General features: G+C 64.7%; 27 protein-coding genes and 1 pseudogene. 20 read left to right on the top strand and 8 right to left on the bottom strand.

Going from position 1 to position 22,322, the window contains the following annotated elements; all coding sequences use genetic code 11:
• The first annotated feature begins 78 nt into the window (after positions 1-78).
• Positions 79-942, top strand: a complete 864-nt coding sequence (locus tag ACVOLQ_RS03245; protein WP_481527042.1) for an AraC family transcriptional regulator — start codon at positions 79-81, stop codon at positions 940-942.
• On the opposite strand, the gene ACVOLQ_RS03240 is transcribed toward ACVOLQ_RS03245, so the two are convergent.
• Positions 943-1,383 (bottom strand): copper chaperone PCu(A)C, encoded by a 441-nt coding sequence (locus tag ACVOLQ_RS03240; RefSeq protein ID WP_481527041.1) that lies wholly within the window; start codon positions 1,381-1,383, stop codon positions 943-945.
• A 36-nt stretch (positions 1,384-1,419) separates the two neighbouring features.
• Here ACVOLQ_RS03240 and ACVOLQ_RS03235 point away from each other — a divergent pair, with 36 nt between their 5' ends.
• The 4 genes and pseudogenes from ACVOLQ_RS03235 to ACVOLQ_RS03220 all read left to right on the top strand — a co-directional run bounded on the left by ACVOLQ_RS03235 (position 1,420) and on the right by ACVOLQ_RS03220 (position 5,202).
• A complete protein-coding gene (locus ACVOLQ_RS03235; protein ID WP_481527040.1) occupies positions 1,420-2,202 on the top strand; it encodes an enoyl-CoA hydratase/isomerase family protein in 783 nt (260 codons plus the stop codon).
• Positions 2,203-2,465: 263 nt separating this feature from the next.
• Positions 2,466-3,362, top strand: coding sequence for an acyl-CoA thioesterase II (gene tesB / locus ACVOLQ_RS03230; protein WP_282271430.1), 897 nt, complete (start codon positions 2,466-2,468; stop codon positions 3,360-3,362).
• 3 nt (positions 3,363-3,365) lie between these two features.
• Positions 3,366-3,842: pseudogene (locus ACVOLQ_RS03225) on the top strand (pathogenicity-like protein); the annotation flags it as partial.
• A 145-nt stretch (positions 3,843-3,987) separates the two neighbouring features.
• Positions 3,988-5,202: an RNA polymerase sigma factor gene (locus tag ACVOLQ_RS03220; RefSeq protein WP_481527039.1), complete on the top strand. Its 1,215-nt coding sequence runs from the start codon at positions 3,988-3,990 to the stop codon at positions 5,200-5,202.
• Between the two features lie 64 nt (positions 5,203-5,266).
• Here the strand turns inward: ACVOLQ_RS03220 and ACVOLQ_RS03215 are convergent, their stop codons facing one another.
• A complete protein-coding gene (locus tag ACVOLQ_RS03215) occupies positions 5,267-5,851 on the bottom strand; it encodes an EF-hand domain-containing protein (RefSeq protein ID WP_481527038.1) in 585 nt (194 codons plus the stop codon).
• 150 nt (positions 5,852-6,001) lie between these two features.
• Here ACVOLQ_RS03215 and ACVOLQ_RS03210 point away from each other — a divergent pair, with 150 nt between their 5' ends.
• From ACVOLQ_RS03210 to ACVOLQ_RS03200, 3 genes are all read left to right on the top strand, one after another.
• Positions 6,002-6,763 carry an arginyltransferase gene (locus tag ACVOLQ_RS03210; RefSeq protein ID WP_481527037.1) on the top strand — a complete coding sequence of 254 codons (762 nt, stop codon included), beginning with the start codon at positions 6,002-6,004 and terminating at the stop codon, positions 6,761-6,763.
• A gap of 120 nt (positions 6,764-6,883) precedes the next feature.
• A complete protein-coding gene (locus tag ACVOLQ_RS03205) occupies positions 6,884-7,270 on the top strand; it encodes a hypothetical protein (RefSeq protein ID WP_313172991.1) in 387 nt (128 codons plus the stop codon).
• A 116-nt stretch (positions 7,271-7,386) separates the two neighbouring features.
• Complete coding sequence (locus ACVOLQ_RS03200; protein ID WP_481527051.1) at positions 7,387-8,559, top strand: endonuclease/exonuclease/phosphatase family protein; 1,173 nt, start codon at positions 7,387-7,389, stop codon at positions 8,557-8,559.
• A 251-nt stretch (positions 8,560-8,810) separates the two neighbouring features.
• On the opposite strand, the gene purT is transcribed toward ACVOLQ_RS03200, so the two are convergent.
• Positions 8,811-9,995, bottom strand: coding sequence for a formate-dependent phosphoribosylglycinamide formyltransferase (gene purT, locus ACVOLQ_RS03195; RefSeq protein WP_481527036.1), 1,185 nt, complete (start codon positions 9,993-9,995; stop codon positions 8,811-8,813).
• A 264-nt stretch (positions 9,996-10,259) separates the two neighbouring features.
• Here purT and ACVOLQ_RS03190 point away from each other — a divergent pair, with 264 nt between their 5' ends.
• The 7 genes from ACVOLQ_RS03190 to ACVOLQ_RS03160 are packed head-to-tail and all read left to right on the top strand — an operon-like array spanning position 10,260 to position 14,495.
• Complete coding sequence (locus ACVOLQ_RS03190; RefSeq protein ID WP_313172988.1) at positions 10,260-11,141, top strand: SPFH domain-containing protein; 882 nt, start codon at positions 10,260-10,262, stop codon at positions 11,139-11,141.
• Positions 11,142-11,163: 22 nt separating this feature from the next.
• Positions 11,164-11,448, top strand: a complete 285-nt coding sequence (locus ACVOLQ_RS03185; RefSeq protein WP_313172987.1) for a hypothetical protein — start codon at positions 11,164-11,166, stop codon at positions 11,446-11,448.
• The gene (locus ACVOLQ_RS03180) at positions 11,445-11,624 is read left to right on the top strand and encodes a type II toxin-antitoxin system antitoxin (RefSeq protein WP_293711405.1); all 180 of its coding nucleotides are present in this window, start codon (positions 11,445-11,447) and stop codon (positions 11,622-11,624) included. The genes ACVOLQ_RS03185 and ACVOLQ_RS03180 overlap by 4 nt, the downstream gene beginning before the upstream one ends.
• Complete coding sequence (locus ACVOLQ_RS03175) at positions 11,621-11,803, top strand: DUF4177 domain-containing protein (protein WP_313172986.1); 183 nt, start codon at positions 11,621-11,623, stop codon at positions 11,801-11,803. Before ACVOLQ_RS03180 ends, ACVOLQ_RS03175 begins: the two co-directional genes overlap by 4 nt.
• Positions 11,803-13,101 (top strand): alpha/beta hydrolase, encoded by a 1,299-nt coding sequence (locus ACVOLQ_RS03170; protein ID WP_481527035.1) that lies wholly within the window; start codon positions 11,803-11,805, stop codon positions 13,099-13,101. Before ACVOLQ_RS03175 ends, ACVOLQ_RS03170 begins: the two co-directional genes overlap by 1 nt.
• Entirely contained in the window at positions 13,098-13,673 is a 576-nt protein-coding gene (locus tag ACVOLQ_RS03165; protein WP_481527034.1) for a PH domain-containing protein, read from the top strand. The genes ACVOLQ_RS03170 and ACVOLQ_RS03165 overlap by 4 nt, the downstream gene beginning before the upstream one ends.
• A gap of 9 nt (positions 13,674-13,682) precedes the next feature.
• On the top strand, positions 13,683-14,495 hold the full coding sequence (locus ACVOLQ_RS03160; RefSeq protein WP_481527033.1) for a M15 family metallopeptidase: 813 nt from the start codon (positions 13,683-13,685) through the stop codon (positions 14,493-14,495).
• Between the two features lie 183 nt (positions 14,496-14,678).
• Here the strand turns inward: ACVOLQ_RS03160 and ACVOLQ_RS03155 are convergent, their stop codons facing one another.
• The 5 genes from ACVOLQ_RS03155 to ACVOLQ_RS03135 form a co-directional block, all read right to left on the bottom strand.
• Positions 14,679-15,353: a DNA-3-methyladenine glycosylase family protein gene (locus ACVOLQ_RS03155; protein WP_313172982.1), complete on the bottom strand. Its 675-nt coding sequence runs from the start codon at positions 15,351-15,353 to the stop codon at positions 14,679-14,681.
• 3 nt (positions 15,354-15,356) lie between these two features.
• Positions 15,357-15,728: a DUF423 domain-containing protein gene (locus ACVOLQ_RS03150; protein WP_313172981.1), complete on the bottom strand. Its 372-nt coding sequence runs from the start codon at positions 15,726-15,728 to the stop codon at positions 15,357-15,359.
• Between the two features lie 99 nt (positions 15,729-15,827).
• Positions 15,828-16,979 carry a polyketide cyclase gene (locus ACVOLQ_RS03145; RefSeq protein WP_313493607.1) on the bottom strand — a complete coding sequence of 384 codons (1,152 nt, stop codon included), beginning with the start codon at positions 16,977-16,979 and terminating at the stop codon, positions 15,828-15,830.
• A gap of 343 nt (positions 16,980-17,322) precedes the next feature.
• On the bottom strand, positions 17,323-17,964 hold the full coding sequence (locus ACVOLQ_RS03140; RefSeq protein ID WP_313172979.1) for a response regulator: 642 nt from the start codon (positions 17,962-17,964) through the stop codon (positions 17,323-17,325).
• Positions 17,964-19,163: a sensor histidine kinase gene (locus ACVOLQ_RS03135; RefSeq protein ID WP_313172978.1), complete on the bottom strand. Its 1,200-nt coding sequence runs from the start codon at positions 19,161-19,163 to the stop codon at positions 17,964-17,966. The genes ACVOLQ_RS03140 and ACVOLQ_RS03135 overlap by 1 nt, the downstream gene beginning before the upstream one ends.
• 149 nt (positions 19,164-19,312) lie before the next feature.
• Between ACVOLQ_RS03135 and ACVOLQ_RS03130 the strand changes: the two genes are divergently transcribed.
• Genes ACVOLQ_RS03130 through ACVOLQ_RS03110 form a run of 5 tightly spaced genes read left to right on the top strand, consistent with a single transcriptional unit; the run spans position 19,313 to position 22,315 of the window.
• Entirely contained in the window at positions 19,313-19,903 is a 591-nt protein-coding gene (locus ACVOLQ_RS03130; RefSeq protein ID WP_303747064.1) for a GNAT family N-acetyltransferase, read from the top strand.
• A 1-nt stretch (position 19,904) separates the two neighbouring features.
• Positions 19,905-20,690, top strand: coding sequence for a septum site-determining protein MinC (gene minC / locus ACVOLQ_RS03125; RefSeq protein WP_481527032.1), 786 nt, complete (start codon positions 19,905-19,907; stop codon positions 20,688-20,690).
• 32 nt (positions 20,691-20,722) lie between these two features.
• Positions 20,723-21,532, top strand: a complete 810-nt coding sequence (gene minD, locus ACVOLQ_RS03120) for a septum site-determining protein MinD (protein ID WP_313172976.1) — start codon at positions 20,723-20,725, stop codon at positions 21,530-21,532.
• 2 nt (positions 21,533-21,534) lie between these two features.
• A complete protein-coding gene (minE, locus tag ACVOLQ_RS03115; RefSeq protein ID WP_282271139.1) occupies positions 21,535-21,786 on the top strand; it encodes a cell division topological specificity factor MinE in 252 nt (83 codons plus the stop codon).
• 40 nt (positions 21,787-21,826) lie between these two features.
• On the top strand, positions 21,827-22,315 hold the full coding sequence (locus tag ACVOLQ_RS03110) for a hypothetical protein (RefSeq protein WP_481527031.1): 489 nt from the start codon (positions 21,827-21,829) through the stop codon (positions 22,313-22,315).
• Positions 22,316-22,322: the final 7 nt, after the last annotated feature.

Genomic DNA, 22,322 nt, shown 5'->3' with positions numbered 1-22,322 from the left:
CAGCCCGTGAAAGAAGTATCCCGCCCTGATCCGAACGATTTGATACGATCAGTCCAGCAAACAAACCAATTGATACAGATGAGCAGCCTCCCGCCCGTGGATCGCCTGGCCGGCGTCCTGGAAAATTTCCGCTTCCAGGCGCAGCTGTTCCACTCCGGTCCGCTATGCGGACTGACCAGCTTCGATGCAGGTGAAGGCCACGCCTACCTGCACGTGCTGCGGCGTGGCCGGCTCGAGGTCAGCCATCCCGGCAGCCGCGATATCCCGACCTCGATGCACTTCGAGGAGCCGACCCTGCTGTTCTATCCACGACCGTTCAGCCATCGCTTCCACAACCCGCCACGCGAGGGCGCCGATTTCACCTGTGCACGCCTGGACTTCGATGGCGGCATCGCCCATCCGCTGGTACGTGGCCTGCCCTCGTTGATCGCACTGCCGCTGGCACGTATCCCCGGCCTGGCGATGACGCTGGAGCTGCTGTTCAACGAAACCGACAACGTCCGCTGCGGCCAACGCCTGCTCACCGATCGTCTGTTCGAAGTCGTGGTCATCCAGCTGCTGCGCTGGCTGCTCGATCATCCGCAGGAAGCAGGGATTCCCGCCGGCTTCATCACCGGGCTGTCGGATGCACGCCTGTCGCGTGCCTTGGCCGCAATGCACGATCGCCCCGGCGAAAGCTGGACACTCACCAGCCTGGCCGAACAAGCCGGCATGTCGCGCACCGCGTTTGCCAACAGCTTCCGCGACATCGTCGGGCAGACGCCGCTGGACTACCTCACCGATTGGCGCATCGCACTGGCCCAGCGCCGGCTGCGCCAAGGCCGACCGATCAAGACGCTGGCCGATGAGCTGGGCTATGCCAATGCCTCGGCGCTCTCGCGCGTGTTCGCCTCCAGAACCGGAATGTCGCCGCGCGACTGGTTGAAGCAGGCCGAGGCCTGATCAACGCGCAGGCGCGTCGCGCCGTACCTGCAGCATTCCGTCGACCTTGGTTCCGTCTTCCAGGCTCAACCGTAAGGGCAGCTGCGCGCCCTCCGCCAGCGGCACTTCCGGCTGCATCAGCATCAAGTGCAGACCGCCCGGCTTCAGCTCGGCAACAGCCCCAGCGGCGATCGGCAACCGCTCGATCTCGCGCATCCGGCTGACGCCCTGCACCACCGTGGTTTCATGCAGCGATACATCGCCAAAGGCCTTGCTGCCCGCGCCCACCACCACCACCTCGCTGGCACAGCCGTTGCGGATACGCGCAAAGCCGGCCGCCATCCGCATCGCCCCCGGGGTCAACCGCACCCAGCCCTGCTCCACGCTCACGCAGGCCGGTGCTGCAGCCGCCTCGAATGCACACAGGGCCAACAGTACGCACACGAATGGTTTGGTTATCATCAGGCCACGACTCCTTGCCGTTCGAGAAACCGCAGCATGACCACGCTCATCGAAGTGATCAACCATGGCCCCATCCGCGAACTGCGCCTGGCGCGGCCGCCGGTCAACGCGCTGGATACCGAACTGTGCCGCGCACTGATTGCCGCCGTCACCCTTGCGATGACCGACGACGTGCACGGCATCGTGCTTTCCGGCAGCGAACGCATCTTCACCGGCGGCATGGACGTGCCGCACCTGCTCTCGCATGGCGATGACAAGCGCAAACTGATGGACAGCTGGCAGGCTTTCTTCGGCGCTGCGCGTGTATTGGCCGAAAGCCGCGTCCCGGTGGTAGCCGCGCTGACCGGTCACTCGCCGGCCGGCGGCTGCGTGCTTGCACTGTGCTGCGATTACCGGGTGATGGCGCGCAGCGCCGACCCGGCAAAACCCTATGTGATCGGCCTGAACGAGGTACAGGTGGGCCTGGTCGCGCCGGAAGGCATCCAGCGCCTGATGCGTCGCGTGGTCGGTCACCACCGTGCCGGCGTCTTGCTGACCGGCGGCCAGTTGGTCAGCGCCGAGCGCGCCCTGGAGATCGGCCTGGTAGATGAACTGGCCGACGGCGCAGCGCAGGTGGTCGAACGCGCCATCGGCTGGCTGCAGGCCCAACTCAAGCTGCCGCCGCAGCCGATGCTGCAGACCCGCGCCATCGCCCGCGCCGACCTGCACGAAGCCATGCAGGCAGAACACATCCAGCTGGAACGCTTCGTCGAGGCCTGGTTCTCGCCGGATGCGCAGGGCGCCTTGCAGGCCCTGGCGGCCCGCCTGGGCAAGGGCTAGGAACGAGGGGAGAGGAGTGAGCAACGAGTAAAAGCAGGGGCAGGAGCTAGAAACGAGTGAATAGGAGTGAGCAGAGAGTAAAAGCAGGGGCAAGAGCAAGAACCTGGAGCCTGCAGTGGCCGTGGAGTGGCTGTGGCTGCGGCTGTTGCCCTTACTTACTCCTTACTCCTCTTGACTCACTTCTCGCCCTTCTTACTCCTCACTCCTCTTAACTCACTCCTCGCCTTATATAATCGCGGCCTGTCGAAAAGAAGGCCGCCGCCTTGTCCAACACGCCTGAACCCGTGGTCTCCGAACTGATTGACCTGCTGTCGCTGGAGCGGCTGGAGGACAACTTGTTCCGCGGCCAGAGCCGCGATATCGGCACCAAATACGTGTTCGGCGGGCAGGTGCTGGGGCAGGCGCTGGCCGCCGCCCAGGCCACGGTCGAGAACGGCCGTCACGTGCATTCACTGCATGCCTATTTCCTGCGCGCCGGCAACATCGACCACCCCATCGTCTATGACGTGGACCGCACCCGTGATGGCGGCAGCTTCTCGGTGCGCCGGGTCACCGCCATCCAGCACGGCAAGGTGATCTTCTTCTGCGCGGCCTCGTTCCAGCAGGCCGAGCGTGGCGCCGAACACCAGCACAAGATGCCGGATGTGCCGCAACCCGAGGACATCGAGCCGAGCCGTCCACTGCCGGCCGATGTGCTGGAGCGCTTGCCGGTGAAGGTGCAGCGCTGGCTTTCGCGCGGCGGTCCGTTCGAATTCCGCCACGTCTATCCGCGCGACGAACTGAACCCGCCCAAGCGCCCGCCCTATCACCAGGTGTGGCTGCGCTTGAACGAGAAGATCGGCGATGCGCCGGAGCTGCACCAGGCGCTGCTGGCCTATGCTTCCGACTTCCATCTGCTCGGCACGGCCACCTTCCCGCACGGCATCAGCTACTACCAGCCGCATGTGCAGATGGCCTCGCTCGACCATGCGATCTGGTTCCACCGCCCGTTCCGCGCCGACGACTGGCTGCTGTACTCGCTGGACAGCCCCAGTGCGCAGGATTCGCGCGGGCTGGCGCGTGGCCAGTTCTATACCCGCGATGGCGTGCTGGTGGCCAGCACCGCGCAGGAAGGCCTGATCCGCGTGACCCCCGACGACAACGAAGCGAGCAAGGGCTGAACCATGCGCAAGATTTTCAGCAGCCAGCGCGTCGAGAACGCCGAAGGTGTGGCGGAGATCCTGCGTGATGCAGGCATCGAGGTCCGCGTCACCAACGGCCGCTCGTACCACAGCAAGCGCCGCGGCCAGTTCAGCTATACCGACAAGGTCAACAACGAGAACCTGCCTTCGGTCTGGGTGGTGCATGCCAATGACCAGCCGCGGGCGCGTGAGATCCTGCGCGACAAGCGCCTGCTCGACACCACCCGCCGCGACCATCCCACCGCCGAATACGCCTTCCGCGAAGCGCCCGCAGAGGCCGGCAATGGCCGCAGCTGGGCGTGGCGGATCCGCATCGCGCTGCTGGTGGTGATTGCCGGCGTGGCATTGGTGATCATGATGCGCCATCGCACTGCGCCGACCGCTGCTCCGGCTGCCCCCGCCGCGCAGGCACAGCCGGCCCAGCCGCAACCGGGCGAAGACGAGTTCCGCGTACGCATCCAGTCCCAGCCCGACACCCCGCCGGCGGCACCGGCACCGGCACCCGCACCCGCACCCGCACCCGCACCCGCACCCGAAAAATAATCGGTCACATCGGGCTTCGGTGCCCGTCCTGTTTGGCAGTACCGTCGAAAAGGCCTGTCCGATGAGCACCGAAACGCTGGAGATCCTGCTGCAGAACGAGCTGCCTGCCGCCCGCCAGGGTTGCACGCAGTCCTATGGGCGCATCGTGGTGGCCTGCCAGAACACGGTGACCGCGATCGCCCTGGCCATCACCCGCGATGTACAGGCCAGCGAGGACATCGCCCAGGAAGCCTTCATCAAGGCCTGGCAGCAGCTCACCCAGCTCAACAACAGCTCCAGCTTCCTACCCTGGCTGCGGCAGATCACCCGCAACCTGGCCCGCGACTGGCTGCGCGCCAACCGCAACCGTCCGCTCAGCGGTGAGGCTGCGGAAATCGCCATCGGCATGGCCGCCGATCCCTCGCCCAACGGTGTCGACGCGATGGCGCGGGTGGAGGAAGAACTGGTCGCCGAGGAAATCATCTCGGCCCTGCCCGAGGACAGCCGCGAAACCCTGCTGCTGTACTACCGCGAAGGCCAAAGCTCACAGCAGGTGGCCATGCTGCTGGGCTTGAGCGACGCGGCTGTGCGCAAGCGCCTGTCACGCGCCCGTGCCAGCGTGCGCGAGGAAATGCTCAGGCGCTTCGGTGAGTTTGCCCGCAATACCGCGCCAGGTAGCGCATTCGCGGCACTGGTCAGTTCAACCTTGATGCTGGCCGCACCAGGCACCGCCAGTGCGGTCATTCTCTCAACTTCGCTTGGCGTGGCAGGCAGTAGCGCCGGCAAAGTCGGCCTTGGCGGACTGGGCACCAATACCGTATTCGGCGGTGCCGCGGCGGGAGGGCTGGGCGCAACCCTGAACACCGTATTCCCCAATCCCTTCGACATGTGGGTAGTACTGGGTGCCATGGTGTTCGGCACCTTGGCTGCGTTCTTCTCCAGCCTCTATCTGCTGCATTTCGCACATACCCAAACAGAACGTAGCCAGGTACTGCGCTTCATGCGCCTGCATACCCTCACTGCCCTGTTGTTCTGCATCAGCGCGCTGAGTGGCATCGTGCTTCGGCTAGGCACCACTGCCGGGCTGCTCCTGCTGGCAGTTGGCATGATTGCGCTGAACTACCAGTACCTGGTCACCCTGCCCCGCACCATGGCCTTGATGCTGGCGCGCGACGCAGCGCAGCATGGCCGCGCCGGTCCCAGTTGGGTGTATCGCAGCCTGTTCGGGCGTGGCGCGGTCATCAGTTCCTCGTTGCTGGTCGTTGCCGCAGTGGCTTTCTCCCTGTTGCGCACTTGAGCAAACAAAAAAACACACCCGCTGCTGCCAGCGGGTGTGTTGTCGATCGGCGCCTTTGTAGCACTTACTTCGCAGCGGGAGCCTGCGGCGGCATCGGGCCGCGCGGGCCACGGTGCTCGCGGTGGCCGTCCTTGCGCGCGGCCTCCAGTTCGGCCGGGCTCAACTTGCCATCCTTGTTGGTATCGGCCTTGGCAAACCACTCGGCACGGCGCTGTTCGGCACGGGCCTGGCGATCGGCCTGGTCGATATAGCCGTCCTTGTTGACGTCCAGGCGGGTGAAGTTGGCCTGGTACTCGGCGGCGCTGATGCGGCCATCGTTATCGGTATCCATGCCACGCATGAAGCCGCCATCGCGGTGGCCGCGATGGCCGCCATGGCGATCACCGCCGTGACGGCCGTCATGGCGCATCTGCGCCATTTCCTCGCGCGACAGCTTGCCATCCTTGTTCTTGTCCAGCTCGTCGAAACGCTGCGCCAGGCGCGGACGCGCCGCCGCTTCCTGACGATCGACCACGCCATCATTGTTGGCATCCAGACGCTGTGGCGCCGGGTTCGGGCCGGTCGGCGCAGCCGCGAACACCAAGCCGGTCGCCGAGGTGGCCAGCAGCATCGCCAGCAGGAGGAAGGGTTTGCGGTGGGTCTTGGTCATGGTGTGACTCCGTGGTGAGACAGCGGACGCGGCATTGCGTCCTCGCTACGGTCAACGCGCGGGCCACCGCAGCGGTTGACCGGCGGGCCGGCGATATTCATCGCGCAGACAGGCGCAGGTTTTGCGACGCGCCACGGCTATGCTGTGCACATGGCAGCCCACGGTGAAAACAACGACGAACTGCGCCTGTTCCAGACCGGCGAGCACCCCTGTGGCTACTGGCCGGAACGGCAGGCCCGCGATCTTGTCCTGGATCCCCAGGACCAGCGTCTGGGTGCGCTCTACCCGATGGCGTTGACCTGGGGTTTCCGCCGCTCCGGCGATCTGGTCTACCGGCCACACTGCGAAGGCTGCCGCGCCTGTGTACCGGTGCGCATTCCGGTCGACCGTTTCAATCCGGATCGCAGCCAGCGCCGCTGCCTGGCACATAACGCCGACCTGCAGTGCCGGATCCTGCCGGCCGAACGCACGGACGAGCAGTTCGCGCTCTATCAACGCTACCTGACCCATCGCCATGCCAAGGGCGGCATGGACGAACACGGCCCGCATGAGTTCGACCAGTTCCTGATCGGCAGCTGGTCACATGGCCGTTTCATGGAAATCCGCACCCCGGGCGTGGCCGGCAAGCGCGGGCAACTACTGGCCGTCGCGGTCACCGACGTCACCGACCTGGGTTTGTCGGCGGTCTATACGTTCTTTGACCCCGAACAGGAAAAACGCAGTCTGGGCACCTTCGGCATCCTCCAGCAGATCGCCTGGGCGCAGCGCAACGGCTTGCCGCATTTGTACCTGGGCTATTGGATCGACGGCCACCGCAAGATGGACTACAAGCGCCGCTTCCATCCGCTGGAGTATTTCGACGGCAAGCGTTGGGGGCAGGGCGAACAGGACCTTGGCAGTACCCTGCCCTGATTGAGACGCAGCTCAATTTCAAGCGGCCTTGATACATATTTAACCGGGATTTATGCAGAATAGGAATGTCATCGCGCACCGTGATGGCGCAAGGAAGTATCCATTCAACAGGAGTAATGCGTGAAGACCCAACTACTGATTCTGGCTGCCATTGGCACCCTGGCCCTCGCCGGCTGCAAGAAGGCCGAAACCCCGGCCACCGACGCACCGGCAGCCACCCCGGCCGCTGCTCCGGCAGCACCGGCAGCCGAAGTCACCCCGGCACCATCCACCGACACCGTCAAGGCCGGCACCGGCGTTCCGGAATGCGACCAGTACCTGGAAAAGGTCTACGCATGCATCAGCGACAAGGTTCCCGAAGCCCAGCGCGACATGATGAAGCAGGGCATCGAGCAGTCGCGTAGCGCCTGGGCCGGCGTAACCGACAAGACCGAGCTGGCCAACCAGTGCAAGACCGCACTGGAACAGGCCAAGACCAGCTTCGGCGCGATGGGCTGCACGTTCTAAGCAACGTTGCGGCGCTGTCCGTGGACGCCCCGCTTGCGGGGCGTCCGTGTTTTCGCCCTATCGTCATGGCGACGTGAGAAAATCGCCAGATGCGCATCTCAACCCTACTCGCCCCGATGACCCTGCTGTTGGCAGCCTGTTCCACCTCACCCAGCGGCAGTGCCGACACCGGCGCGCCCGCCCAGTTGCGGCTGGCGACCTACAACACCTCGCTGTATTCCGATGAAGAAGGCGGCCTGATCCGTGAACTGCAGGGCGACAGTGCGCACGCGCGCAAGATTGCTGCCGTGCTGCAGCAGACGCGACCGGATCTGGTCCTGCTCAACGAATTCGATTTCGACGACGCCCACCGCGCCGCCGACCTGTTCCAGCAACGCTATCTCGAAGTCGCCCAGGCGGGCGGCGGCGCAGCCCTGAAGTACCCGTATCGTTACCTGGCCCCGGTCAATACCGGCGTACCCAGCGGCCTGGACCTGGACAACAACGGCAGCGTCGGCGGCAAGGGCCGCGAACGCGGCAACGACGCCTGGGGCTACGGCCTGCACCCTGGCCAGTACGGCATGCTGGTGTTGTCCAGGTATCCGATCGATGAGGCGGCGGTACGTAGCTTCCAGCTACTGAAGTGGAGCACGATGCCTGGCGCACTGCGCCCGACCGACCCCAGCACCGGCAAGTCGTTCTGGCCGGATGCGGTGTGGTCACAGCTGCGACTGTCCTCCAAATCTCACTGGGATGTGCCGGTGAGCACCCCGCTGGGCACCATCCACGTATTGGCTTCCCACCCCACCCCGCCGGTGTTTGATGGCAAGGAGAAGCGCAACGCCGCCCGCAACCACGACGAACTGCGACTGTGGAAGGAATACCTCGATGGCGGCGACAAGCCGTGGCTGTGCGATGACAAGGGCAGCTGTGGTGGCTTGGCCGCCGATGCGCGCTTCGTCATCGTCGGCGATCTGAACAACGATCCGGCCGACGGTGATGGCCGTCACGACGCCATCCTCGAATTGCTCGAGCACCCGCGCGTGTTGCGCTACCCGACCCCGACCAGCGTCGGCGCCGAACAGACCAGTCTGGCCTACGCAGAGAAAGGCATCGTCCGCCGCGGCGCACCGCAACATGCAACCGGCGATTTCGGCCCGCGCTCGGGCACGATGCGCCTGGACTATGTGCTGCCTTCCACTGGCCTGAGCTATATCGGCAGCGGCGTGTTCTGGCCCGCCAATGACAGCCCGGAGGCGAAGATCGCCGATGGCAGCGATCACCACCTTGTCTGGGTGGATGTGAAGTAAAAAAACGCCGGCTTAGCCGGCGTTTTTTTTGGCTTCTGTTTTTTGTGGGAGCGGCGTAAGCCGCGAAGCGCGTACATCATCAGATGACGATACATCCCGCTGCTGCAGCATTGCCAGCTTCGCGGCTTACACCGTTCCCACAAGCGCGCGGGCGACGGCTGGTGCGGGAGCTGCATCAGAGCAGCAAAGCTTTACCCCTGCCCAACCCTCCCCTTGCCTTCGGCAAAGGGAGGGAGCTCAGCGCTCAGCGCTCAGCGCAACTCTATCCCGATTGCCGCTGCCGCATCGCGTGCAATCGCACGCGCCTGCTCCACATCGGCGGCACGTGCCAGGGTCACGCCAACGCGACGCTGACCCTGCACCATCGGCTTGCCGAACAGGCGCAGCGCCGAGTCCGGATGGATCAATGCTTCAGCGACGTTGCTGAAGAACGGCACGCCATTGCCCTGCGCCAGCATCGCGCACGATGCCGAAGCGCCGTTGTGGCGAATGTTCGGGATCGGCAGACCAAGGATGGCGCGTGCGTGCAGGGCGAACTCGCTCAGCTCCTGCGATACCAGGGTGACCAGGCCGGTGTCATGCGGACGCGGCGAAACTTCGCTGAACCACACCGCGTCGCCCTTCACGAACAACTCCACACCGAACAGTCCCCAGCCGCCAAGGTCATCGGTGATGGCGCGGGCAATCTGCTGCGCGCCTTCCAGCGCCTTGGCCGACATCACCTGCGGCTGCCAGCTTTCACGGTAGTCACCGTCCTTCTGCAGGTGGCCGACCGGGTCGCAGAACGCGGTGCCACCGGCATGGCGCACGGTCAACAGGGTGATCTCGTAATCAAAATCGATGAAGCCTTCGACGATGCAACGGCCAGCACCAGCGCGGCCGCCGGTCTGTGCGTACTCCCAGGCCGGGCCGATGTCGGCGTCGCTGCGCAGCGTGCTCTGGCCCTTGCCGGAGGACGACATCACCGGCTTGACCACACATGGCAGGCCGATGGCGGCGACGGCTTCGTGGTATTCGGCTTCGGTATCGACGAAGCGATACGGCGAGGTCGGCAGCCCCAGGGTCTCCGCGGCCAGGCGACGAATGCCTTCGCGGTCCATGGTCAGGCGCGCCGCGCGCGCGGTCGGGATCACCCGCAGGCCCTGCTCGGCTTCCAGCTGCACCAGAGTTTCGGTGTGGATGGCCTCGATCTCCGGCACCACCAGATGCGGTTGCTCCTGCGCGATCAGCGCCTTCAGCGCGGCCGGGTCGAGCATGTCCAACACGTGGCTGCGGTGCGCCACCTGCATGGCCGGGGCATTGGCATAGCGATCGGCGGCAATCACTTCCACCCCGAAGCGCTGCAGTTCGATGGCCACTTCCTTGCCCAGTTCGCCCGAACCAAGCAGCAGCACGCGGGTGGCAGAGGGGGACAGCGGGGTACCGAGGGTGATCATCAGGCAGGTCCGGGAGACGCTAAAGAGGGTGCCTATTCTAGGCAACGCCGCCCAGCGAGGGGACATCGTAGCCCGGGTAAGCGCCAGCGCACCCGGGGAAATGAGCGGAACGAGCGTGGCGATCGCGGGCCAGCCTACTCCCCGGGTGCGCTGGCGCTTGCCCGGGCTACGGGTTCCTGGCCCGGCGGGAGGGCCGCTCCAGAAACGCTTGCATGTTGATATCAATTTGATATCTTTCAACCCAACCACCACGGAAGATGTGCCATGAAAGAGAAGTCCCTCGGTTCCCTCCCCGGCATCTCCACCCTGCTCGGCACCATCGTGCTGATGCTGGCTGGCGCAGCGTCCATCATCGGCGCGGTGTTCGTCACCAACAACGGCATCGGCGGCGGCGGATTGCTGGTGCTGGCCGGCATCGTGCTGATCACCGTGGGCATCTTCCTCAGCGCCGGCCTGTACATGGTCCAGCCCAACCAGGCGGCGGTGATCAGCCTGTTCGGCAAGTACGTCGGCACGGTCAAGGACAACGGCCTGCGCTGGAACAACCCCTTCTACACCAAGCGCAAGGTCAGCCAGCGCGTGCGCAACTTCGAAAGCGGCAAGCTCAAGGTCAACGAGCTGGACGGCTCGCCGATCGAAATCGCCGCAGTCATCGTCTGGCAGGTGGTCGACGCTTCCGAGGCGGTCTACAACGTCGACGACTACGAGAGCTTCGTGCACATCCAGTCCGAATCGGCGCTGCGCGCGATGGCGACCAGCTATCCCTATGACCAGCACACCGAAGGCCAGCTGGCCCTGCGCAGCCACGCCACCGAGATCTCCCAGCACCTGAAGGACGAACTGGCCGAACGCCTCGCCGATGCCGGCGTGCAGGTGCTGGATGCACGCATCAGCCACCTGGCCTATGCCCCGGAGATCGCCCAGGCCATGCTGCAGCGCCAGCAGGCCAGCGCGGTGATCGCCGCACGCACGCAGATCGTCGCCGGTGCCGTCGGCATGGTCGAGATGGCGCTGCTGGAACTGCAGAAGAACGCCGTCGTCACCCTCGACGAGGAGCGCAAGGCACACATGGTCAGCAACCTGTTGACCGTGCTGTGCTCGGACCGTGGCACCCAGCCCATCGTCAACGCTGGCTCGCTGTACTGAACAACGTAACGAGGTAACCGTAGTGAATGTCTATGCCCCCCTGATCATCGCCGCCACCGGCATCCCCGCTCTTTGCTTCGCGGTATGGAGCGGACGCCCTGGCACCGCGCACGCACGCGGCATGGGGCTGCGCTGGGCCTTGATCGCGCTGTGCATGTTCGTGGCCGCCACCGGCGTCTATCTGGCCGGCGACAACCGCAACATCGCCTACGGCGTGATCATCGCGCTGGTGGTCGCGGTCAACGCATTGGGCATTTCGCTGGTGCTGCACCTGCGTCGCGGCAACAACGGAGCACCCCGCCGGTGAGCGAGAAGAAGGCCTATCCGCTGCGCATCAACGCTGAAGTTCTGGCGGCTGCCCAGCGCTGGGCCGATGACGAACTGCGCAGCCTCAACGCGCAGATCGAGTATGTGATCCGCGATGCCCTGCGCAAGGCCGGGCGTCTTCCCAAACCCAAAGCTGATGACAAGGAAGAACAATGAGCAAGCGTTGGCAATACCTCACCATCGAACTGTCTGCCTCGATGCTCAAGGGTGGCCCTACCGCCGAGAAGATCCAGGCGGAGCTGACCAAACAAGGCAACCTCGGCTGGGAACTGGTCAACATGGTGCACTACGGCCAGCTGTCACCGGCCATGCTCATCTTCAAGAAGGAACAGTGATGAAGGCGCGGCTCGCCGGGATCGCTACCGCCCTACTGCTCATCACCGCGCCCGGCATGGCGGCGGAAACACCCGCAGCGCTGGCCACGCGCCTGCTCGATCAGCTTGACGCGGGTCACTACAGCGAAGCGGAGGCCAGTTTTTCCACGCAGATGAAGGCCGCGGTACCCGCGGACAAGCTCAAGGCGGTATGGGAATCACTGCCCGCGCAGATGGGCGCGGCAGGCCAGCGTGGCCAGGCCCATACCAGCGAAGCCGACGGCCATCGCATCGTCGTCATTCCCTTGAACTATGCCAACGGGCAGCTGCAGGCGCGCGTGGCCCTGGACCAGAACGACAAGATTGCTGGCTTCCTGCTGCAGCCAGCAGCCGCCGCGCCGGCAGCCGCACCCGCCAGCGATGCCAACTTCAACGAGCAGCCGTTCACCGTACCTGGCAGCGCACCCGGCAAGGCAGGCCTGCCCGGCACCCTTGCCCTGCCCAAGGGCAAAGGCCCGTTCCCGGCCGTGGTGTTGGTGCATGGCTCCGGTCCGCAGGACCGGGACGAGAGCAGCGGCCCCAATCGCCCGTTCCTGGACATCGCCCGCGGACTCGCCGCGCAGGGCATCGCCGTGCTGCGCTATGACAAGCGCACCCACGCAAGGCCGCAGGATTTCCAGGGCAGCTTCAGCATCGACGATGAAACTACCGACGATGCCGTCGCCGCGGTCACCGCCTTGGCCAGCACTGCCAGCATTGATCCACGCCGTATCTATCTGCTCGGTCACAGCCAGGGCGGCCTGCTGGCCGGACGCATTGCCAAGGCCAGCAAGGGGAAGTTCGCAGGATTGGTATTGTTTGCGGCGCCCGCGCGGCCCCTGCTGGACCTGCTGGCCGAACAGAACCGCTACATGGTCGGCCTGGATGGCAACATCACCACCGAAGAACAGGCCCACCTGCAGGCACTGGATGCGGCCATCGCGGCGGTACGCAGCAACCCGGATGCACGCCTGATGGATACCCCCGGCCGTTTCTGGCAGCAGCTGGAGCAGGTCGACCCGATCGCCGATGTGCGCGACAGCCAACTGCCGGCATTGCTGCTGCAGGGCGGACGCGACTTCCAGGTGGTGGATGCCGATTGGCAACGCTGGAAACAGGGACTGGCTGGCGATCGCTACCGCTTCCATCACTACCCCGCCCTCAATCACCTGGGCATCGCCGGTGACGGCAAGGGCTCGCTGGAGGAATACGCGCGACCGGGGCATGTCGATGCCACGATGATCAACGACATCGCGCACTGGCTGAAGGCGCAGCCATGAGCACCACCGCGCCCCGTGCCGCAGCGTTCGATGCAGCCTTGAGGGTAGCCAAACCCACCAGCTCGCTGTTGTTCTGGCTATGGGCGCCAATGCTGCTGGTGCTGAGCATTGATCCCTTGATCCGCCTGTTCGCCGGCAAGCTGCCGTTCACCACGTCGTTCAACTCCTGGGGCGGCTGGCTGGTGCTGCCCTTGGTTGGGGCCGCATTGACGCTGGCCTACCGTCGCCGCGAGCTGCGCCTGGATGCCCAGCAACTGACCATTGCCAGCACCCTGTACACCCGGCGCGTACCGCTGAGTTCGATGCGCCTGGACCGCGCACGCATCGTCAACTTCGCCGAAAACCCGGACTTCAAACCGGGCATGAAATCCAACGGCTTCCAGTTTCCCGGTTTTCGCGCCGGGCACTTCCACATGAAGGATGGCGGCAAGGGCTTCTGCCTGATCACCGACGACAGCCGCGTACTGGTGATCCCGTTGCGCGATGGCAACTGCGTGCTGGTAAGCCCCGAGCAGCCGCGCGCGTTGCTGGATGAACTCAAGCGACTGGCCGCCGACGGCGCACGGGCCTAAGCTGCGCGCATGCGCAATGCTCCCCACATCCTGATCAACACACCGGACATCGAGATATGGCCCGGTGGCCTGTTGCGCGCGCGCAGCAGCGACGACGCCCGGGTGCTGTCCCGGGCAACACACGTACTGCGCCGCAAGCGCGATGGGCGCTATCTGGCTGCGCAGCTGCGCGGTGGACTGATGCCCCTGGTGGCCAGGTTGGCGGACGACCCCGGCATCGACTTTGCGTTGACCGCACTGCAAGCCCTGCGCACGCAGTCCTCCCGCATTCCACCGCCGAGCGGCAGCCTGCCGTTACATCAGCTGCATCTGCACCTGCAGCAATTGAACCTGGATGCCGATGCCTATGCGGCGCAGACCGGCTTACCGCTGGTCGCCGAACCGGCGCATCTGCGCTTGGCGGGCTTCGATCGTTACCGTCGTCCACTGTGGCTGACCGGTGCTGCAGCGCGCGGCTGGCAGCGCATGCAGCAGGCAGCAGCCCTTGATGGCGTGGCCCTGGACGCGATCTCCGGCTATCGCAGTCACGACTATCAGCTCGGCATCTTCGAGCGCAAGCTGGCACGCGGCCTGAGCGTAGACGAGATCCTCACCGTCAATGCCGCGCCTGGCTACAGCGAACACCACGGTGGCAACGCGCTGGATATCAGCGCGCCTGGCGAACCGCCGGCCGAGGAATCCTTCGAACACACCGCAGGCTTCGCCTGGTTGCAGCAGCACGCCGCGCGCTTCGGTTTCCACATGAGCTACCCGCGCGACAACCCGCACGGCATCGTCTACGAACCCTGGCACTGGTGCTATCGCAGCGCTTCGGACTTGTAGGAGCGGCGTAAGCCGCGAAGCTGACGCAACCGGGCTGCCGGGCAAAATCGCAACCAAGATGAGCACCCGGCTCGACGCTGAGGCGGATGCGACCTGGTAGGCAGAAACTCGGTGCTGACGCTCTACTGGCTTCGCGGCTTACGCCGCTCCTGCAAAAAGCAGCCACGCGCACTGCCGTGCTGCTCAATCCTGCGAACGATTGGTCTTCTGCTTCGGATCGGTGCTGAAGTCGGCGATACGCCACAGGTACAGGCTGGCCCAGGTGCGGTACGGGCCCCAACGCTCGCCGCGCTCGGCCAAGGCCTTGGGCGTCAGCATGGTCTCGCCACCGTCCACACGCTGCGCGCCCTTGCGGATGCCGAGGTCATCGACCGGCAGAATGTCAGGCCGGCCGAGCCGGAACATCAGCATCATCTCCACTGTCCAGCGGCCGATGCCACGTACTGCCACCAAGGCGTCGACGATGGACTGGTGATCCATCACCGACATCTGCCGCAAGCTCGGCAGTTCGCCCGCGCGCTCGCGCCGGGCCAGGTCACGCAGCGCCAAGGCCTTGTTGCCGGATACACCACATGCACGCAACCCCGGGTCATCAATCAGTTCAAGACTTGCAGCGTGCAGTCGTTTGCTGCCAATCGCCGCTTCCACCCGTCCAACTATCGTCGAGGCAGCCTTGCCACTGAGTTGCTGGAACAGGATAGCCCGCGCCAACGCATCTACCGGGTCGAACGAACGCGCCCAGCCTTGCGGCGCCGGCAACGGTCCAACGCGGCGCACCCAGCTGGCCAGACGCTTGTCCACCCGCTGCAGGTGCGCCTGCGCCTCATCGATATCGAAACCGCGCCGGTAGCGGGGCATGGCTCAGCGACGCAAGGCACTGAGTGCGAGCAGCAGCCAGCCGCCCATCAAGGTAATGCCACCGGCTGGCGCCAACCGGGTGGGCCAATGCATCAGCACATTGCCCACCAGGCTGCCGGAGAACAACAACGTCCCCAGCAGCAATACATACAGGGCCCCCCGGCCCAACTGGTTCACCGAAGAAGCACCCAGGCCCACCAGCACCACCCCGTGGCCGAATGCATACAAGGACGCAGTATTCAGATGTGACTGTGCCAGCGGCTCGCTCACGCCATGTGAGGCGTAGGCCGACAAACCAATCGCCGCCGCCGCCAACAAGCCACCACAGAACGCAAGAAACGAGGGCTTACGCGCACGCCGTTCCACTCCCAACATCTCGCTCTCCCATCAATCCTGCAAACGCTTTGCACAAAAAAAACGCGCCGCTGGAAGCGGCGCGTTTTCTCGATCAGATCATCGACAACAACCCGATGATTACTTGACCGCCCAGTAGAGGTCGTAGGAACCATCGACGGTGAAGGCCTTGGCCACACCACCCTTCCACGACTCATACGGACGATCAACAACTTCGTTGCCGGTGGTGGTAGCCCAGGCACGCAGGCCGTTACGGGCCAGGTCCAGGCCAGCCATGTGGCCGGTGTAGGAAGCAAATGCCGAACGGTGGGCCGGTGCGTGCACGTAGGTCACCGGGTTGCCCGCGGGGATCTTGACGCTCAGCTCGGCAGCATCACCGGCAGCAGCCGGGGTGGCAGCGACGGCCGGGGCAGCAGCTTCGCCGTCCTTCTTGTCAGCGGCCTTGTCGGCAGCCGGTGCAGCAGCGCTGCCCTTGCGAACCGGCAGAGCCACGTCGAAGGCGTACTTTTCAGCACCGAAATCGGTGGTGACGATGCGCACCGGACCCGCTGCAACCAGGCCATTGGCATCCATCGCACGCTTGATCCACTCCATGTTGTCGTCGATCGACTTCTGGATGGCGTCGTTGTTGCGGTCGATGTTGCCGGCGTTGACCACCAGCAGGTTCTCGGCCGGCACCTGGACAACCTTCAGATCGGTCAGCGGGGCTTCGGCAGCGGCGTAGTCAACGTTCGGCACCGAGGCCAGCATGTTGGCCATGCGCGACAGGCCCAGCTTCAGGTCGTCACCGATGTGGCGGCTGACGTACAGGCCGGCGTAGCGACCGAACAGGTCGAAGCCGTACTTGACGCTGTAGTCCTGGGTGATCTTGACGTTGCGGTCGTTCTTGCCAGTCGGCTCCAGGGTGAACGAGGTCACCTTGTCGGTACCGCGGGTCGGGTCTTCAATGGCAATCACGACGCGCTTGTTCTTCTCGCTATCGGTGATCTGCCAGCTGCCCTGGCCCAGGTCCTTGGAGGAATAGTCCATGCGTGCGCCCTTGCCGGCGTCCGGACCGCTGAACTTCAGCTCCACGGCCTTGTCGCGCAGCACCAGCGGATTCCAATCCTTGAAGCGGCGCAGGCTGTTGACCGTGTCATACACGATCGTCATCTTGCGATTGGTTTCGATGCTTTCGGTAATGTGGCGTTCGCCCGGCAGACACACGCCAATGAGGACAAACAGGCCAGCTACGATCCCCAAAGCGATCAGGAACTCGATAATACGGGTCATTCAGGAGTCTCCGGGGCCGATCCCACGGCCGGGTTGATTGAAGCGAAGCCCCCATCCTATCAGGCTTTTCGCAGGTTGTTCACCACATTTGGCATGCCGGTTTCCATTACCAGAATGCGCTATCTCATCGATAGGCCGCAGGGTAGCGTATCAACCACCAACCCTACGCGCCTTCACCCGATAGCTGGGGCTGTATAACGCCTTAGCCGCGCTATTTTCCACCGTCCGAGGTGTCCAGCACCAGTACTGCAGGCAACTTTTCCCCGATCACCGCCTGCCCGCCCCGCGGCGAACCCCGGTGGCGCATTCATGCGGGCCGGACAGCCACCGTGCGGCCTGTGGCTCACACCAGTTGCAGTTCAAAGGCCTTGAGTACGGCACGGGTACGGTCGCGGACGCCCAACTTGGAAAGAATATTGGACACGTGGTTCTTGATCGTGCCCTCGGCCACACCCAATGAGTTGGCGATCTCCTTGTTGGAAAAACCGCTGGCCATCAGCCGCAGGATCTCGGTCTCGCGATCGGTCAGCGGATCCGGCCGGTCCAGGCTGACGAACTCATTGCGCATGTGCTCCAGCCCCGACAGCAGGCGCTGGGTCACCGCCGGCTGCACCAGCGAGCCGCCATTGGCCACGGTACGGATGGCGCCGACCAGCTGCTCCAGGGTCACATCCTTCAGCAGATAGCCCTTGGCACCGGCCTTGAGCCCGGCCAGCACCAGCTGATCATCATCGAAGGTGGTCAGGATGATCGATGGTGGCAACGTACCGGCCCGGCTCAGCGTCTGCAGCGCCTCCAGCCCCGACATCACCGGCATGCGCATGTCCATCAGCACCACATCGGGCTGCACCTGCGGAATCATCTCCACCGCCTGGCGCCCGTCGGTGGCCTCGGCGACCACCTCGATGCCGTCGTCCAGCGCCAGCAACGAACGGATGCCCTGCCGCACCAGGGTTTGGTCGTCGACCAGACAGACACGGATCATCAATGCACTCCTTGCGGCCCTGAGGCCAACATCATATTGGTAACCAGCGGCAGGCTGGCGCGAAGACGGAAACCCTCACCGCTTCGTGCCGACACATCCAGCACGCCCCCATACTGCGCCAGCCGCTCGCGCATGCCGCGCAAGCCATTGCCTGGCATTATTTCCTCGAAATCGCCGCCGATGCCGTCATCATGCGCACTGATGACCACCTGGGCCGCGTCCCGCTCCACCTTGATCCATAGATTGCGGGCACCGGCATGGCGTACCGCATTGGTGATGATCTCCTGCGTGCAGCGCAGCAGTACATGGGCGCGCTCGGGATCCTCGACACTGAACGGATCCTCGATCTGCAGGTGGATATCCAGCGATGGCACCCGCTCGGTCAAGGGCCGCAGCGCCGCCGCAAGGTCGATCGCGCCGCTCTCGCGCAGCTGGCTGACCGCCTCGCGCACGTCGGTCAACAGCAGCTTGGCCAAGGTATGTGCCTGCCGCACATGCTCCTGCGCCTGGCCCTCGGTGATGTGCCCGGCCACTTCCAGGTTCAGGCTCAACGCGGTCAGGTGATGGCCGAGCAGGTCGTGCAATTCACGGGAAATACGCGTGCGCTCATTGACCCGGGCGCTCTCGGCCAGCAACAAGCGGGTAGCGCGCAGTTCAGCATTCAAGCGCCGCTGCTCCTCCCGCGCCTGGGTCTGCTGCCTTGCCACCAGGCTCGTGACAAAGATGAACATCGAGAAACCGCCGTACAACAGCGACTGCAGCAAGGCCTCGAACAGCGGCAGGCCCAGGATCAGGTTGTAGACCGGCAGTACCGCCAGCTGGCTCAGGACCAGCCAGACAACACCCACCCAGCGGCTCAGCAGCCACGGGATCACCCCGGCCGCGACCATCATCAGGATGCTGCCCAGGCCAGTGGCGGACAGGTAGCTGACCACCAGCGCCGACACCGTCAGCAGCAGCAGTGCCAGGCGGTCGTACCAGCTGGTGTGGCCGGCGGCATTGAGCCCGCGGGTCAGCCAGAAGTAGCAGCCACCGAACGTCAGGTAGGCCACGAACAGCCAGACCGCCTCGCCGGCGGCCGGTTGCAGCACGCCCTCCTCCGGTGCGTACTGGGTGTAGACCAGGGGCAGGCTGACCAGGGCCCAGGTAAACAGGCCGGCCAGGCGGAGGACGCGGGTATGGCTGAGGTATCCCAACATCCGTGCATGGTAAGGACCCGGCCGCCCCGGCGCCCTCCCTCGGAAGTCATGCATGGCAACCGTGGCGCGTGGCTCGCCCGGCTCGTGCCACCCATGCGATAATCGCGCCACAGCCCTCTGGGCCGACCGCGATACCCCACGGAGTCACAATGTCGATTGTTATCCGCGACGTGCGCGAGCACGAGCTCGATTCCGTCCTGGCACTGAACAACAATGCTGGTCTTGCGATTCTCCCGCTGGATGCAGCCAAGCTCCGCCGTTTCTACGAAACCGCCGAATACTTCCGGGTTGCCGAACGCGACGGCAACATGGCGGGGTTCCTGGTCGGCTACGGCAGCAACAGTGCCCATGACAGCTGCAATTTCGCCTGGTTCCAGCAGCGCTACCCCAGCTTCTTCTATATCGACCGCATCGTGGTGGCCAGCCGCCGCCGCGGCGGCGGTGTCGGCCGTGCGTTCTATGCCGATGCCCAGAGCTACGCCGAGCTGCGCTACCCGCAGATGGCCTGCGAGGTATTCCTCGACCACGGCGCCGACGCCGCATTGCTGTTCCATGGCAGCTTCGGTTTCCGCGAAGTCGGCCAGAACACCATGCCCTCGGTGGATGTGCGGGCCAGCATGCTGCTCAAGGATCTGTGCAGCTACGAGTGGGTAAAAGAAACCTATGGCGACAACCTGCCCGACCTTCCGTGGGTAGGCAACACACGCCGGCTGCTGCAACAGCGGCCGACCGGAACCTGAGATGGCAGTTAATTTGGATTACGAACAGGCTGGTGAACTGAAAATCGGGCAGGTGGGCATTGCCAACCTGCGCATCCGCACCCTCGACGTGGAGCGCCTGGCCCAGGAAATGCGCGAGCGCGTGGCACGTGCACCCAAATTATTCGGCCGCGCGGCGGTGATCCTGGATTTCGGCGGCTTGAGCCAACTCCCGGACCTCGCCACCGCGCAGCAGCTGGTCAACGGCCTGCGCGAAGCGGGCGTACTGCCGGTGGCGCTGGCCTACGGCACCAGCGAGACAGAAACCCTGTCCCAGCAGTTGGGCCTGCCGGTACTGGCCAAGTTCCGCGCCCAGTACGAACCGCTGGAAGCCGAACCGGCGCCCGCGCCAGCCGCCGCCGCCGCTCCCAAGCAGAGCAAGCGCACCACTGCCGCGGCGGCGCCCCCGGCCGCGTCGCCCAGCGCCGACGCCGCACCGCAGCCGGGCCGCATGCAGTTGACCACGGTGCGCTCGGGGCAACAGCTCTACGCCGAGAACTGCGACCTGACCGTACTCTCAACGGTGGGTGCCGGTGCCGAGGTCATCGCCGACGGCAGCATACATATCTACGGTACGCTGCGTGGCCGCGCATTGGCCGGTGCCCAGGGCAACACCAGCGCACGCATTTTCTGTCGCGACTTCCACGCTGAACTGGTCGCGATTGCAGGACGGTATAAGGTACTGGACGATATTCCGGACAACCTGCGCGGCAAGGCCGTGCAGGTGTGGCTGGAACAGGACCAGATCATGATTGCTGCGCTGGATTGACGCAGCTCACAACGACATTCAGGAGAGATCCTTTGGCTGAAATCATCGTAGTCACCTCCGGCAAGGGCGGCGTCGGCAAGACCACCTCAAGCGCCAGCATCGCCTGTGGCCTCGCCCGCCGCGGCAAGAAGGTCGCCGTCATCGACTTCGACGTCGGCCTGCGCAACCTTGACCTGATCATGGGCTGCGAGCGTCGCGTGGTATATGACTTCGTCAATGTCGTGCACGGCGAAGCCACGCTGAAGCAGGCGCTGATCAAGGACAAGCGCTTCGACAACCTGTACGTGCTGGCCGCCTCGCAGACCCGCGACAAGGACGCATTGAACAAGGAAGGCGTGGAGAAGGTCCTCAAGGACCTGGCCGCCGACGGCTTCGACTTCATCATCTGCGACTCCCCGGCCGGCATCGAGAAGGGTGCGTTCCTGGCGATGTATTTCGCCGATCGCGCCGTTGTCGTGGTCAACCCGGAAGTGTCCTCGGTGCGTGACTCGGACCGCATCATCGGCCTGCTCGACTCCAAGACCGCCAACGCCGAAGCCGGCAAGGCCGTGCCGGCCTACCTGCTGCTGACCCGCTACAGCCCCTCGCGTGTTGAAAGCGGCGAGATGCTGAGCATCACCGACGTGGAAGAAGTACTGGGACTGAAGGCCATCGGCGTCATCCCCGAATCCGGCGACGTGCTCAACGCCTCCAACAAGGGCGAACCGGTCATCCTGGATGCCGAGTCGCCGGCCGGCCAGGCCTACGAGGACGCCGTCGGCCGCATCCTCGGTGAAGAGCGCCCGATGCGCTTCACCACCGTGGAGAAGAAGGGCTTCTTCAGCAAGTTGTTTGGAGGATAAGCATGGGACTGCTCGACTTCCTGAGACAGAAGAAGACCACCGCCGAAACCGCGAAGAACCGCCTGCAGATCATCATCGCGCAGGAACGCAGCACCCGCGGCGGTCCGGATTACCTGCCGCTGCTGCAGCGTGAGCTGCTGGAAGTGATCAAGAAGTACGTCAACATCGACGCCGATGCGGTCAAGGTCGACCTGGTCAAGGATGGCGCCAATGACGTGCTCGACATTTCCGTGGCCCTGCCCGACGACAAGTGATCAGATTCCGGCGGCTACGGCCGCCGGGACTCCAGTGCCCGTGAACGAAAGCCCTGCCAACGAACCAACCCAGCCCGTGCTGTGCGTTGGCGATATCCGCTGGACCGACGCTGCGGACCTGCTCGCACGCCACGGCCTGCGCCTGAACCATGTTGCCGCAGGCGGGAAGATTCCCGGCAGTTACTGGGGCGAGCCCGAGGCCGGCATCATCGCCTGCGACGTCTATGTACGCGATGACACGCCGGTGCATTCGATGCTGCACGAATCCTGCCACCTGATCGTGCTGCCACCCGAGCGGCGCGCGCAGGTGCATACCGATGCCACCGACTCGGTCCCCGAGGAAGACGCCACCTGCTACCTGCAGATCGTGCTGGCCGGGCAACTGCCGGGCGTAGGCAGCGCGCGACTGATGGCCGACATGGACAGCTGGGGCTACACCTACCGCCTGGGTTCGACCCAGGCCTGGTTCGAGCAGGACGCCGACGATGCAAAGCGCTGGCTGATCGAGCGCGAGCTATTGCCACCGTGAGCCTGTA

Source organism: Stenotrophomonas sp. STEN031, assembly GCF_056759975.1.
Note: the sequence above shows the minus strand (reverse complement) of the source record. Positions and strands in the feature narration are given on the sequence as shown.